Annotated in this window: 12 protein-coding genes; 6 read left to right on the top strand and 6 right to left on the bottom strand. The window is 59.7% G+C overall.

Translation table 11 applies throughout. From position 1 onward, the window contains the following. Positions 1 to 24: 24 nt before the first annotated feature. The 4 genes from BN3544_RS00605 to BN3544_RS00590 all read left to right on the top strand — a co-directional run bounded on the left by BN3544_RS00605 (position 25) and on the right by BN3544_RS00590 (position 4,296). Positions 25 to 2,142, top strand: coding sequence for an acetoacetate--CoA ligase (locus BN3544_RS00605; RefSeq protein ID WP_026036655.1), 2,118 nt, complete (start codon positions 25 to 27; stop codon positions 2,140 to 2,142). After that, positions 2,139 to 2,690, top strand: a complete 552-nt coding sequence (locus BN3544_RS00600) for an isochorismatase family protein (RefSeq protein WP_050999097.1) — start codon at positions 2,139 to 2,141, stop codon at positions 2,688 to 2,690. Before BN3544_RS00605 ends, BN3544_RS00600 begins: the two co-directional genes overlap by 4 nt. Positions 2,691 to 2,898: 208 nt before the next feature. Then, a complete protein-coding gene (locus BN3544_RS00595; RefSeq protein WP_155820482.1) occupies positions 2,899 to 3,078 on the top strand; it encodes a hypothetical protein in 180 nt (59 codons plus the stop codon). Between the two features lie 48 nt (positions 3,079 to 3,126). Next, on the top strand, positions 3,127 to 4,296 hold the full coding sequence (locus BN3544_RS00590) for an ATP-binding protein (protein WP_019430006.1): 1,170 nt from the start codon (positions 3,127 to 3,129) through the stop codon (positions 4,294 to 4,296). 34 nt (positions 4,297 to 4,330) lie between these two features. On the opposite strand, the gene glcF is transcribed toward BN3544_RS00590, so the two are convergent. From glcF to BN3544_RS00575, 3 genes are all read right to left on the bottom strand, one after another. Then, positions 4,331 to 5,575: a glycolate oxidase subunit GlcF gene (gene glcF / locus BN3544_RS00585; RefSeq protein WP_019430007.1), complete on the bottom strand. Its 1,245-nt coding sequence runs from the start codon at positions 5,573 to 5,575 to the stop codon at positions 4,331 to 4,333. 15 nt (positions 5,576 to 5,590) lie between these two features. Next, entirely contained in the window at positions 5,591 to 6,796 is a 1,206-nt protein-coding gene (gene glcE, locus BN3544_RS00580) for a glycolate oxidase subunit GlcE (RefSeq protein ID WP_019430008.1), read from the bottom strand. A 79-nt stretch (positions 6,797 to 6,875) separates the two neighbouring features. Continuing rightward, the gene (locus tag BN3544_RS00575; RefSeq protein ID WP_019430009.1) at positions 6,876 to 7,811 is read right to left on the bottom strand and encodes an SMP-30/gluconolactonase/LRE family protein; all 936 of its coding nucleotides are present in this window, start codon (positions 7,809 to 7,811) and stop codon (positions 6,876 to 6,878) included. Positions 7,812 to 8,085: 274 nt separating this feature from the next. Here BN3544_RS00575 and BN3544_RS00570 point away from each other — a divergent pair, with 274 nt between their 5' ends. Both BN3544_RS00570 and BN3544_RS00565 read left to right on the top strand, forming a co-directional pair. Next, a complete protein-coding gene (locus tag BN3544_RS00570; RefSeq protein WP_019430011.1) occupies positions 8,086 to 8,550 on the top strand; it encodes a (2Fe-2S)-binding protein in 465 nt (154 codons plus the stop codon). A 17-nt stretch (positions 8,551 to 8,567) separates the two neighbouring features. Next, the gene (locus BN3544_RS00565) at positions 8,568 to 10,709 is read left to right on the top strand and encodes a xanthine dehydrogenase family protein molybdopterin-binding subunit (protein WP_019430012.1); all 2,142 of its coding nucleotides are present in this window, start codon (positions 8,568 to 8,570) and stop codon (positions 10,707 to 10,709) included. A 98-nt stretch (positions 10,710 to 10,807) separates the two neighbouring features. On the opposite strand, the gene BN3544_RS00560 is transcribed toward BN3544_RS00565, so the two are convergent. From BN3544_RS00560 to BN3544_RS00550, 3 genes are read right to left on the bottom strand one after another with little or no spacing between them, the layout of a single operon-like run. Continuing rightward, entirely contained in the window at positions 10,808 to 12,343 is a 1,536-nt protein-coding gene (locus BN3544_RS00560; protein ID WP_019430013.1) for an ammonium transporter, read from the bottom strand. A 23-nt stretch (positions 12,344 to 12,366) separates the two neighbouring features. Further along, positions 12,367 to 12,705 (bottom strand): P-II family nitrogen regulator, encoded by a 339-nt coding sequence (gene glnK / locus BN3544_RS00555; protein ID WP_019430014.1) that lies wholly within the window; start codon positions 12,703 to 12,705, stop codon positions 12,367 to 12,369. A gap of 28 nt (positions 12,706 to 12,733) precedes the next feature. Further along, complete coding sequence (locus BN3544_RS00550) at positions 12,734 to 13,501, bottom strand: TorF family putative porin (RefSeq protein WP_019430015.1); 768 nt, start codon at positions 13,499 to 13,501, stop codon at positions 12,734 to 12,736. Between the last annotated feature and the right edge of the window lie 167 nt (positions 13,502 to 13,668).

Here is a 13,668-nt window from a genome sequence, read left to right as displayed (position 1 = left end):
ATGGCCGCTGCTACGCTGCACGGCATGAACACAGCGACAAAACCCTCAGGCACTGCCCCCTATCTGCCTCAAATCAGGCTGTACCAAAACTGGTTGCGTGATCAACGCGGTCTGAGTTTTGCCACCTACAACGACCTGTGGCGATGGTCTGTGACTGACCTCAATGCCTTTTGGCAGAGCATTTGGGACTACTTTGAGTTGGTGTCGCCAACCCCGCACACCGCTGTGCTGGCGAACAATGTGATGCCCGGGGCGCAGTGGTTTCCGGGAGCCAAAACCAACTATGCCTATCAAGTGTTGCGGCATGTCAAGCCAGCGCACGAGGCGGGGTTGCTGGCCGTCATCAGCCACAACGAAAAAGGCTTACGCCGAGAGATGAGTTGGCCCGAGCTGCGCCGCCAGGTGGCCGCTTTGGCCCTGCACTTGCAAGCCCAGGGGGTGCAGCCGGGCGACAGGGTGGCCGCGTATTTGCCCAACATTCCCGAAGCCATGGTGGCTTTTTTGGCCACGGCCAGCGTGGGGGGTGTCTGGAGCATTTGTGCGCCCGACATGGGCACCCACGCCGTGCTTGACCGCTTCAAGCAAATCGAGCCCAAGGTGTTGATTGCGGTGGATGGCGTGAGCTACGGCGGGCGCGACTTTGACCGCATGACCGTGGTGCAGGAGCTCAAGGACGCGTTGCCCAGCGTGCAGCACGTCATCGTCCATGAAAACCTGGGTACGCTCGACCTGGCCAGCTGCGACGTGGCAGCCAGCGTGCAACTGTCGGCCATCACCGCGCGTGACGATGCCGAGGTGCAAGCTTTCGAGCCGCTCAGTTTGCCTTTTGATCACCCCTTGTGGATCGTCTATTCCAGCGGCACCACCGGCCTGCCCAAACCCATCGTGCACGGCCACGGTGGCACCGTGATCGTCGCCCTGGCCAACAAGATATTGCACAACGACGTGGGCTGCAGCTACCACCCCAACAGCTTTGGCGAGCGCTTTCATTGGTACAGCTCTACCGGCTGGGTCATGTGGAACGCCCAAGTGGCTGGCTTGCTCAATGGCGTCACCTGTGTGATTTATGACGGCAACCCAGGTGGCAGCAAGGACAAGCCCGACTGGGGCATTTTGTGGCGCATGGCGGCGCAAGAAAAAGTCACCTTCTTTGGCGCTGGCGCAGCTTACTTTGCCAATTGCCAGAAAGCCAATCTGGACATTGGCCGCTGTGGCGATCTGTCGCGGGTGCGTGCTTTGGGCACCACCGGCTCGCCTTTGTCCCCCGAGACCCAAAGTTGGGGCACGGAACAATTCAGGCAGATCGGCACCGACATCTGGTGGTGCAACATTTCTGGTGGCACCGACTTTGCTGGCGCCTTTGTGGGCGGCCACCGCGAGCTGCCGCAAGAGCCCGGCGTCATGCAGTGCCGCATGCTGGGCGCGGCGGTCGAGTCGTGGAACGAAGCGGGTGAACCGGTCAAGGGCGAAGTGGGCGAATTGGTCTGCACCCAGCCCATTCCGTCGATGCCGCTGTTCTTCTGGGGTGACAAAGAGAACGCCCGTTACCTGAGCAGTTATTTCGAGATGTACCCCGCAGGCCACGGCCGCCAGCCCGGTGGCGGTGACGGCCCGGCCAGCATGGGCGGCGTCTGGCGGCATGGCGACTGGCTACGCATCGGCAGCGGCAACCCCGAAACAAAAGGCGAGGGCGAAGGCTGCGTGATATTTGGCCGCAGCGACGCCACCATCAACCGTTATGGCCTGCGCATGGGCACCAGCGAGCTGTACAGCGCCGTCGAAGCCCTGCCCGAAGTCATGGACTCGATGGTCGTGGACTTGGAGTACCTGGGCAAAGAAAGCTACATGCCGCTGTTTGTGGTGTTGCGCCCCGGCACGGTGCTGGACGATGCGGTCAAAGCCAAGCTCAATAACGCCATCAAAGTGGCGCTGAGCCCGCGCTTCATTCCCAACGAGATTTTTCAGGTTGACGAAATCCCGCGCACCTTGTCCGGCAAAAAGCAGGAGCTGCCGATCAAGAAACTCATGCTGGGCCAGCCGCTCGAAAAAGTGGTCAACAAGGATGCGATGGCCAACCCGGCTTGTCTGGACTGGTATGTGGAACTGGCCAAACAGCATCTGGGCAAGGCCTTGTCCGTTTGACAACAGTCGGGCAAGCAACGGGCAGTGAATGGCTTGATGGAGGTCGCCTGCACAGGCCGTATTGGTCGTCTGAAGGCGAAGCGCCATTTCAGCAAGCGCTTTTGAAACTGGAAGCCGGTTGCCGTCAGGCCGATGTGCCGGTGGTGCATGTTTTTCACATCGACAACGATGGGCCTTTTCGTGCCGAGTCTGGCTTGATCCAGCCCATGGATTGGCTGCCGGGCCAGCCCGCCGCACGCTTTGACAAGCATGTGCACAACGCTTTCACCGACACCGGACTCGATGTGTGGTTGCGCAGGCGCGGTGTGCAAAAGCTCATCATCAGCGGCATCCGCACCGAACAATGCTGCGAAACCACGGCCCGCGTCGGCTCAGACCTGGGCTATGCAGTGGACTTTGTGTCCGAGGCGACGCTGACTTTTCCGATGACCCACGCGGGCACCGGCCAGACCTTCAGTGCGCAGGACATCACCACGCGCACGGAGCTGGTTTTGGCCCATCGCTTTGCGCGCATCGTGAACGTGGATACTTGCCTGTCCAGCCTTTGAAACCTTGAACGGCCACACCATGCTCGAACTGCGCCCCAACCCGGCATCCACTCAACGGGTGTTCAAGCCACAAGGCTGTGCCACACAGGTCTGATTGCCGTGAACATCGATACGCAACTGACGGTTTGCATGGTTGTCACGCCCGGCGTGCTGCTGCTCGACTTCGCTGGGCACGCAGTTGGCGGGGCTGGGGCCTTTGCCCGAAAGCTTGCCCCCGAACTCTCTGGTGCTGATCACCGGCAACAGCCACGAGCGCGAAGACTACGCCACACCCGCCGCACAAGCACTGCTCGCGCAGCAACCCGCGCTGACGCAAGAACAACTGGCCGAAGCTTGTGGTTTTGGCTCGGCACGGGATTTCAGGCGGGTTTGGGCCAGATGCTTGTAGACAGTCTATATCCTTGTATTTTGAATATGACATGTTTAAAATGCAAGGATGTTCAAACGTATTGCTCAAAGCACACTGGCCTCACACCTCACATGGAGTCCAGCCGTTGCCATTTTGGGACCGCGCCAGATTGGCAAAACCACCTTGGCCCGTGCTCTGCTGGACACCCATCCAAATGCCATTTACTTGGACCTTGAATCCCCACAAGATCAGGCACGTCTGGGCGAAGGCCCGCTGTTTTTAAAAGCTCACGCAGACCGGCTGGTCATCTTGGACGAAGTTCAAAATGCACCGGGACTTTTTTCGGTGTTGCGCGGTGAAATCGACCGCATCCGTCGCCCCGGACGTTTTGTCTTGCTGGGCTCGGCTTCGTTTGAATTGCTGCGTCAATCCCAATCCTTGGCTGGAAGGCTGAGTCTGATCGACATGTTCCCGCTCCTCGTCAATGAAGTCGGCTCGGACCTCAACACCGTGCAGGACTTGTGGGTGCGCGGCGGCTTTCCACCCAGCTTCACCGCCGTCGATTCGCACGCTTCTTGGGCCTGGCGTGATGCGTTCATCCGCCACCTGCTGCACACCGATTTGCCCGCTCTGGGCTTGCGCGTAGATGCCGAAAGTCTGCGCCGTTTTTGGCGCATGTTGGCGCATGTGCATGGTCAGCTGTTCAATGCATCGGCCATCGCCAATTCACTGGACGTGAGCGCCCCCACGGTCAGTCGCTGGCTAGATCACATGGTGGGTGCCCTGCTGGTCAGAAAACTCGAGCCCTATCACGCCAACCTGGGCAAGCGTTTGGTCAAAGCGCCCAAGGTCTACGTCCGTGACAGCGGTCTGCTGCACAGCCTTCTGGGCTTGAGCCATCCGGACGACCTGCAAGGCCACCCCATGACGGGTGCATCCTGGGAGGGCTTTGTCATCGACCAGATTGCCGCCCACTTGCCCGCCGGGGCCAGCCTGTCGTTTTACAGAACAGCGGCGGGTGCCGAGCTGGATGTGGTGGTGGAAGCTGGGCAGCGAAAAATCGGTTTCGAAATCAAGTTCAGCGTTGCGCCCAAAGTCACCAAAGGCTTCTGGCAATCCCTGCAAGACGTACAACCCGAAAAAACCTACATCGTGGCCCCCGTGCAGCACCGTTGGCCGTTCGCCGAAGGGGTTGAGGTGATTTCCGTTGGTGACATCGCAGGGGTTCTGAATCGGTCATTCACACCCCAAAATTGAATACAAGCTAATTTTTTTTGTTTCTGTGCGAACTTCAAGACTTGAGCCGAATCGCCTGATCCACCAACTCCACCCAATGCCGAACCGGCAGGCCGCTGCCGCTTTGCAGGTGGGTGATGCAGCCGATGTTGGCGCTCAGCACGCCTTGGGGCTCTAGCGCGTTCAGGTGGCCCAGCTTGCGGTCGCGCAGCTGCTTGGATAGCTCGGGGTTGAGCACGCTGTAGGTGCCCGCGGAGCCACAGCACAGGTGCGATTCATTGGCGGTGACCTTGATCTGAAAACCCAGATCACCCAAATGTTTTTCGACGCCGCCTTTGAGTTGCTGGCCGTGTTGCAGCGTGCAAGGTGGGTGGTAGGCTTGTAGACCTGCGGCTTGCAGGGCTTCGGGCTTGAGTTTGTTTTTGAGCAAGGGCACCAATTCGGGCAGCAGCTCGCTCAGGTCTTTGGTCAAGGCGCCGATGCGGTCGGCTTTGTCGGCATAGGCAGGGTCGTCTTTCAGCACATGGCCGTAGTCTTTGACCATGACGCCGCAGCCAGAGGCGTTCATCACGATGGCTTCAACTTCGCCACTTTCCACCAGCGGCCACCAAGCGTCGATGTTGGCACGCATGTGGTCTTTGCCGCCTTCGTGGTCGTTCAGGTGAAACTTGACCGCGCCACAGCAACCGGCCTTGGGCGCAGTCACGGTCTGGATGCCTGCCGCATCCAGCACGCGGGCGGTGGCGGTGTTGATGTTGGGGCTCATGCTCGGCTGCACGCAACCGGCCAGCATCAGCACCTTGCGTGCGTGTTGCGCGGTGGGCCACGCGCCCGCGTTTTGCGGCGCAGGCACTTTGGCCTTGAGGCTGGCAGGCAGCAGGCCGCGCACCATTTGGCCCATCTTCATGGCGGGCGCAAACAGGGGCGAAGGCAAGCCTTCTTTCAGTGCCCAGCGCACCAGCTTTTCGCCCACGGGGCGTTCCACTTTGGCGTCGACCAGCTTGCGGCCAATGTCAACCAAGTGGCCGTATTGCACGCCGCTGGGGCAAGTGCTTTCGCAGTTGCGGCAGGTGAGGCACCGGTCCAAGTGCATCTGGGTTTTGCGGGTGGGCGTTTCGCCTTCGAGCACCTGCTTCATCAAATAGATGCGGCCACGCGGGCCGTCCAGCTCGTCGCCCAGCAATTGGTAGGTGGGGCAGGTGGCGGTGCAAAAACCGCAATGCACGCACTTGCGCAAGATGGCTTCGGCCTCTTGGCCTTCGGGGGTGTTTTGGTATTCGGGGGCGAGCTGGGTTTGCATGGTTTTCGTCCCGGATCAAATGGCTGACGTGTGGGGGTGCATACGACCTGTGGCGAACACGCCTTTGGGGTCGAACTGCTTTTGCAGTTGCTGCTGAATGCGTTGTTGCACTGCATCGAGCGGGCTGTTGACGCCAGCGGCTTTGTCCACTTCGGCATGGGTGGCACTGGCGCGGAACAAGGTGGCATGACCCCCCACCGTTTGTGCCAACTCACGCAAAGCCACGGTCGCCGAGGCCGGTGCCCACAACCAGCGCTGCGCACCCTGCCATTCAATGTAAGCGGGGTAAGGCAAATCCAGTGCGGGTGCGGTTTGTGGCACCGACAAGCGCCACAGACAGGCGTCTGGGCTCGGGGCATCAAAGAACGGCAACGTTTGCTCACCGCTGGCGCGCCAGTCTTGCGCGGCTTCGGCGTTGTCCATCTGGTGAACTTGGGCACCCAAGGCCACTGCATCGGCGCTCATCTTGCCAATGGCCGACTGCACAGCCGCCACCGCGCCGCGCAAACGCACAAACAAATAATCCGCCACGGGCAGGGCCGTGGTGTCGCGCACCCAGGCGCTGGCGTTCAGCGGCAGCGGTTGACCGCCCCAGCGGTGCAACAAATCAAGCGCCACTTTTTGCGCCAAGCCCGCGACCATCAAAGTTGCTTCAGCCGGGGCCACAGGCAGCACTTTCAGGCTGACCTCGGTGATCAAGCCCAGCGTGCCCCAGCTGCCCGCCATCAGGCGGCTCACGTCGTACCCGGCCACGTTTTTCATGACCTGACCACCAAAAGTCAGGTGTTCGCCCAAGCCGTTGATGAAGCGTGCGCCCAGCACATAGTCACGCACAGCGCCTGCGGTGGCGCGGGCCGGGCCGTTCAGGCCAGCGGCGACCATTCCGCCTACAGTGGCCCCATGGAGCCCATTGACCCCATTGACCCCATTGACCACAGTTGGCGCATTTTGGCCAAAGTGCGGCGGTTCAAACGCCAGGCATTGGCCTTTCTCTGCCAACGCAGCTTCCAGCTCGGCCAGTGGCGTGCCACCGCGCACCGTGACCACCAATTCGCTGGGCTCGTAACTCACGATGCCCCGGTAAGCGCGGGTGTCGAGCACATCACCTGTGAGGCTTTGGCCCCAAAAGTCTTTGGTGCCACCGCCGCGCAAGCGCAGCACACGGCCATCTGCAGCCGCCTGGCGCACGGCATCGATCAGGGTATTGAGTTGGGCTTCCATGGGCAATGATGGTAACCCCCGCCTTTTGGCGGCTGCGTGAATTTTTTGAACGGTAGGGTTGTGGGAAATTCGCGAACGGTCAACGGTAAAAGTTCACAGGCAACCCTGCCACCTCCACCCGCACCGCAAAGATGCAACCCGACAGTGGGTACAGCGCCAGCTCTGCGGCGCTGCGCCCTTGGCGCGAGCTGGTGATGAACAGAGTCTTGAGGTCTGCGCCGCCAAAACAAGGCATGGTTGGGCATTGCACAGGCGTTTCGACCACGGCCAGGACTTCGCCTGCAGGCGATAAGCGCACCAGGCGCTTGCCTTCATATTGGGCGGACCAGTAAGCGCCTTCACTGTCCACCGTGGCGCCGTCGGGGCGTCCGCCATAGGCGGGGGCCGCCGCATCGCCCCAGACCCAGCCTGCGGGTTTGATCGGAAACTGCTGAAACATGCGCTCGTGCGACAAAGTGGCCGTGGCCGGGTCAAAGTCCCAGGCGCGCACGCAGTGTGACGCGGTGTCTGACCAATACAGGGTGCGGCCATCGGGTGACCACGCCAAACCATTGGCGGTGGTGGCACCGTGGGCCTTGTCATGCAAAGCTTGGTCCTGCAAAGCATACAAAACGCCCAGCGCCTGATCGCGGGGCTCGTACATGCTGCCCGCCCAAAAGCGCCCTTGCGCGTCGCATTTGCCATCGTTAAAGCGCAGTTTGCTTGTGTCGTAGGGCGCGGCTGCCAGCGCTTGCAAAGGCCCACCCCATTCACGGGCCAGGTAAATGCCATCGCGCAAGGCCATGACCAAACCACCACCTTGCACAGGCGCGATGCAGCCCGGCTCTTGCGTGAGGGGCCAGTATTCAACCGCCCCTTGGGGCTGCACGCCTTGTACCCGCACTCGCCCGATGCGCCGCCCCGGAATGTCGACCCAGTACAGCCGGTTTTCTTGCGCGTGCCAAAAGGGCGATTCGCTCAGGCCGTCGGGTTCGGTGGTCAAGGCTTGCCACTCAGGTGCCAGGGTATGGGTCATGCGGAACTCAGGCTGAAAAAGATGTCTTGGATTGTGCCCCGCAGGCGAAGTGCTTGCTTCGAAAAGCGCCAATTGGTAACCCGAAAGAACCAGCCGTTTTCGTTTCCATGATCCGCGCTGCGCTTTTGGGCGTTGTTGGGTGGCACACAGGTGACAGATTTCAAGACAAAGAGGGCTCAAAACCGGCCACATCAGGGTTTACACGAAGCACAAAACAAGGGCCTTTCGCCGAAGGTACTGGTGTCCGTTACAAACCCGCTTTGAGGAGACTTTGATGAGCGTGAATTTCCAAGTCAATGGCAAGCCTGCACAGGCCAATGCCGAAACCGATACACCCCTGTTGTGGGTCTTGCGCGATGAACTCGGCATGACCGGCACCAAATTTGGCTGCGGCGCAGCCCTGTGCGGCGCCTGCACCGTACATGTCAATGGCGAGGCTGTGCGCTCTTGCCAAACGCCCCTGAATGCGGTGGCCGGCAAAAAAGTGTCCACGGTGGAAGGCCTGTCCAAAAACAACACCCACCCCTTGCAAGTGGCTTGGATCAAGCACGATGTGCCTCAGTGCGGCTATTGCCAATCGGGCCAGCTCATGAGCGCCGCCGCTTTGTTGAGCAAAAACAAAAACCCAAGCGACACCGACATTGACAACGCCATGAGCGGCAACATTTGCCGTTGTGGCACCTACCCCCGTATCCGTGCGGCCATCAAAGATGCCGCCACCATGATGCGCAAAGCCTGATCCGCCGGAGAACACACATGAACGAAATCCAAACCTCCCGCCGTTCCTTCCTCAAAACCAGTGCAGCGGCTTCTGGCGGCTTGCTGATGGCCTTGCATCTGCCCGGTTCCTTGGGGCAGGCCATGGCCGCTGGCACCGTGCACACACCCAATGCATGGGTTCACATTGCCGACAACAACACCATCACCATCTTGAGCGCGCACTCCGAGATGGGCCAAGGCGTGCACACCGCCATGCCCATGCTGGTGGCCGAAGAACTCAACGTTGAACTCAGTCAAATCAGGGTCGTAGATGCGCCTCCCGGCGCGGTGTATGTGAACGCGCTGCTGGGCGCTCAGATCACTGGCGGCTCGACCTCTGTTCGCGGCAGCTGGGAAAAGTTGCGCATCGCTGGTGCCCAGGTTCGTGAAATGCTGATCACCGCCGCCGCCGCTCACTGGGGCGTGGACCGCGACTTGGTTAAAGCCGAAAAAGGCATGCTGTTGGGCCCCAAAGGCATGAAGGCTACCTACGGTGAGTTCGCAGAATCGGCATCGCGCCTGCCCATGCCCGAAAAGCCACCGATCAAAGACCCCAAGAATTTCCGAATCGTTGGCAAACGCACCAAGCGCGTCGACACGCCGGCCAAAACCAACGGCACCGCTGAATTCGGCATCGACGTCAAGTTGCCGGGCATGGTTTACGCCACCGTTCAGCAGTGCCCGGTGATTGGCGGCACGGTCAAGAGCTTTGATGCTGCGCAAGCCAAGGGCATGCCCGGCGTGCAGGCCGTGGTGCAGATCAGCGACGGCGTGGCCGTGGTGGCCGACTCGTGGTGGCGCGCCAAGAAGGCCAGCGAAACCGTCAAGGTGCAGTGGGACGAAGGTGCGGGTGCTGCTTTGAGTGATGCCGGTGTCATTGAGGGCACACGACAAGCCGCCAAGTCCGGCAAAGTGATCGAGATCACCAAGCCGCAGGGCGATGTGGGCGCTGCACTCAAAGGTGCCGCCAAGGTACTCGAGGCCGAATACGTCTCGCCCATGCAGTCGCATTCACCTTTGGAGCCCATGAACTTCACGGCCCATGTGCAAGGCGACAAGGTGCTGCTGATCGGACCAACCCAGTTCCAGCAAGGCGCTCAAGGTGCCGTGGCTGCTGCGCTGAAGGTCAAGCCCGAAGACATCACCCTGAAAACCACTTACCTTGGCGGTGGTTTTGGTCGTCGCCTGGAGCTGGACTTCATTGTGCAAGCGGCCGAAATTTCCAAAGCTGTGGGCAAACCCGTCAAGCTGTTATGGACCCGCGAAGAAGACATGATGCATGACTACTACCGTCCTGCCGGCGTCAATCAGCTCAAGGCCGGACTGGATGCCAACGGCATGCCGACCGCTCTGCATTTCAAGGTGGCTTCGCAATCGGTCACGCAACGCGCCTTCGGCTTGCCCAAAGACACGCTGGACCCCTTCATGGCAGAAGCCGCTGTGATGGGCTACAACATCCCTAACACCCAACACGATCTGGTGATCCACGACACCGGCGTGCGTGTGGGTTATTGGCGCGCTGTGAGCCACAGCATGAACGCCTTCGCCAACGAAAGTTTTGTGGATGAGATGGCCAAGGCAGCCGGGCAAGACCCATACGCCTACCGCATGAAGATGCTGGCGGGCAAACCCCGTTTTGCCAATGTGCTCAAGCTCGCAGCCGACAAGGCCGGTTGGGGCAAGGCATTGCCCAAAGGCCGTGCCCATGGCATTGCGCTGATGGAGGGTTACGACAGTTACTTGGCCCAGGTGGCCGAGGTCAGTCTGAATCCCGATGGCAGCGTCAAGGTTCACAAGGTCACCGTGGCGGCAGACGTGGGCCACATGGTCAACCCTGATACCGTCGAGGCCCAGTTGCAGTCGAGCATCGTCTTCGGTGTGGGCGCTGTGCTCAAGCACCAGATCACCATGAAGAATGGCCGCGTGCAAGAGACCAACTACAACAGCTACGAGCCTGTGCGCATGCACGAGTCGCCGCAAATCGACATCGTGCTGGTCAAGAGCACTGAAAAGCCCGGTGGCATTGGCGAGCCAGGCACTGCGGTGGCCGCACCTGCGATTGCCAACGCTGTGGCGGCACTGACCGGCAAGCGCGTACGCCGTTTGCCCATCACCGCCGACGCTTTGCGCGCAGCCTGAACACGCATTCGCGCCCAAAGAAAAACCCCGCAGTGTGAAAACACTGCGGGGTTTTTCGTGGATGGTGTTTTCATCACCACCCAGCGATCAAGGGGAGATCAGCCGTGGTAGGCCGACTCGCCGTGCGAGGAGATGTCCAGACCTTCGCGCTCTTCTTCTTCGGTGACACGCAGACCGATGGTCAGGTCAACGATCTTGAAGGCGACCACCGAGACCACGCCCGACCACACAATGGTCAGCAACACAGCCTTGGCCTGGGTCCACACTTGAGCAGCGATCGAGTACGCGTCAGGGGTGATCATGGTCACAGTCACCCAGTCGCCGACGGCGCTAGGGCCACCCAAAGCAGGCGAGTTGAACACGCCGGTCAACAAGGCACCGACGATACCGCCAACACCATGCACACCGAACACATCCAGCGAGTCGTCCGCGCCGAGCATTTTCTTCAGGCCATTCACACCCCACAGGCAAGCGAAGCCACCGATGAAGCCAATGATCAAAGCACCACCCAGACCCACGTTGCCCGCGGCTGGCGTGATGGCGACCAAGCCGGCCACAGCACCCGAGGCGGCACCCAACATGGAGGCTTTGCCGCGCATCAGGGCCTCACCCACACACCAGGCCAACACAGCAGCGGCCGTCGCGATCAAAGTATTGATGAAGGCCAGGGCGGCGAAACCGTTGGCTTCGAGCGCAGAGCCGGCGTTGAAACCGAACCAACCCACCCACAGCAAGGATGCACCCACCATGGTCAACGTCAGGCTGTGAGGGGCCATCGATTCACGGCCATAACCCACACGCTTGCCAACCATGAAGGCACCGACCAAGCCAGCTACAGCGGCGTTGATGTGCACCACAGTACCGCCAGCGAAGTCCAGCGCGCCCCACTGCCACAACAAACCGGCTTTGCTGGTCATCTCATCGGCCACTTCTTTCGAGGCGTAAGCGTCAGGACCCATCCAGAACCAGACCATGTGCGCCACAGGCAGGTAGCTGAAGGTGAACCACAGCACCATGAAGGCGAGCACGGCAGAGAATTTGATGCGCTCAGCGAACGCGCCGATGATCAGAGCGCAAGTGATGCCTGCGAACGTGGCCTGGAAGGCTGCGAACGAAATCTCAGGGATGTAAACACCCTTGCTGAAGGTGGCGGCGTTGGCAAAAGTGCCCGCGACGTTGTCCCAGATGCCCTTCATGAACAAGCGGTCAAAACCACCGATGTAGGCATTGCCTTCGGTGAACGCCAGGCTGTAGCCGTAAACGAACCACAGCACAGTGATCAGCGAGAACGTGACCACGACTTGCATCAGCACCGACAACATGTTTTTGCTGCGCACCAAACCGCCGTAGAACAAGGCCAGGCCCGGAATCACCATCAAGATGACCAAGATCGTGGACAGCATCATCCAGCCCGTATCGGCCTTGTTGGGCACGGGCGCTGGGGCTGCTTCTGCCGCAGCAGGGGCTGCGGCCGCAGGGGCCGTAGCCGGAGCAGCTGCATCGGCTGGTTTGGCTTCGGCAGCAGGTGCCGTCACGGCGGCGGGCGCGGTTTGCGCGGTGGCGACAGAGGCCGCACCGAACACACCCCAACCCAGACTCAGGCCCAAGGCCAAAGTAGCGAGTAGCTTTTTCATTTTTTGACTCTCTTTCTTGTCTGTCAAAGGGCTTCGCCGCCGGTTTCACCGGTGCGGATGCGAACCACTTGTTCGAGGTCGTACACAAAGATCTTGCCGTCGCCGATCTTGCCGGTGCGGGCACCGGATTCAATGGCTTCGATCACGCGCTCGACCAGGTCGTCAGACACGGCCGCTTCGATCTTCACCTTGGGCAAAAAATCGACCACGTATTCAGCGCCACGGTACAGCTCGGTGTGGCCCTTTTGACGACCAAAGCCTTTGACTTCGGTCACGGTAATGCCCTGAACGCCGATGCCCGAAAGTGCTTCACGCACTTCGTCCAGCTTGAAGGGTTTGATGATCGCGGTCACCAGTTTCATGATGGCTCCTTGTGTTGTTGTGTGGGAATCAGAAGGCGTATTTCAGGCCAGCTGTCACGCCGGACTTGCCGTTGAACTTGTCTTTCAAGGTGTAGAACACTTTGTCAGCGTCTGTGCCAACGACTGCAGCTGAAGCAGACAGGCCATTACCCAAATCTTTGTTGAGTGTCAGTGCGTAATCTGTATAAGTGCCTGCATCTGTGTTTTTGACCATCTGGTGGCCCAAATGCGGCACCAAAGTAAATCCATTGCCCAGATCAAATGCAGCACTCAGGTCAAGGTAGTAGCTGTTTTTGCTGTTGGGGGTTCCAAACACATTGGTCAAAGAATGGGAATATTTGGCAGTCACCAGACCGATAGTCGCTGCACCATATATTTCAGTGGTGTTGGCATTGGCAAAGCCGGGAACAGTTTGAAGGTTGTTGCCAAGGTACTGGTAGCGCAAAGCACCCAAGTCATAAGCCACATCGCCAACGGCACCTTTGAAACCTGCGTAAAGGTCCAATTCGGTGCTGCCCTTGACGCCAGTAACAGCGTTGGTCGTACCTGTGTCCTTGATGAACTTGATCGAAGAGCCCCAAGCACCCACATAAAAACCGTTCTTGTCTGCGTAATCCACGCCACCTTGCAAAGCGGGTTTCAGGCGCGACTGGGAAATGCCGCGGTAACGGTAATCGCTGACAGCCCCCACGTTGAAAGACAAGCTGCTCTCAGGCGCTGCTGCTTGAGCTTGTGCCAAACCGCTCAAGGAACCCAAAGCCAAGGCGATCAGGGAAGGAACGAGGATTTTTTTCATGAGTAACTCCAATAAAGTGAAGAATGGACAAGCCACTTAAGCAGAGAGCGTGCCAACAAGCCATTCATACGGTTTTTGCGGGCATTTACCAGTGCTTTATGACTCTGTGCATGGTTGAATGGCATTCAAACAAGTTCTGTATGTCGAGTCGGCGTGCAAGAACATCC

This window comes from Limnohabitans sp. Rim47, from assembly GCF_001517545.1.
In the GTDB taxonomy this organism is placed as follows: domain Bacteria; phylum Pseudomonadota; class Gammaproteobacteria; order Burkholderiales; family Burkholderiaceae_C; genus Limnohabitans_A.
The sequence above is the reverse complement of the archived record's forward strand: the minus strand, read 5'-3'. Positions and strand labels throughout refer to the sequence as shown.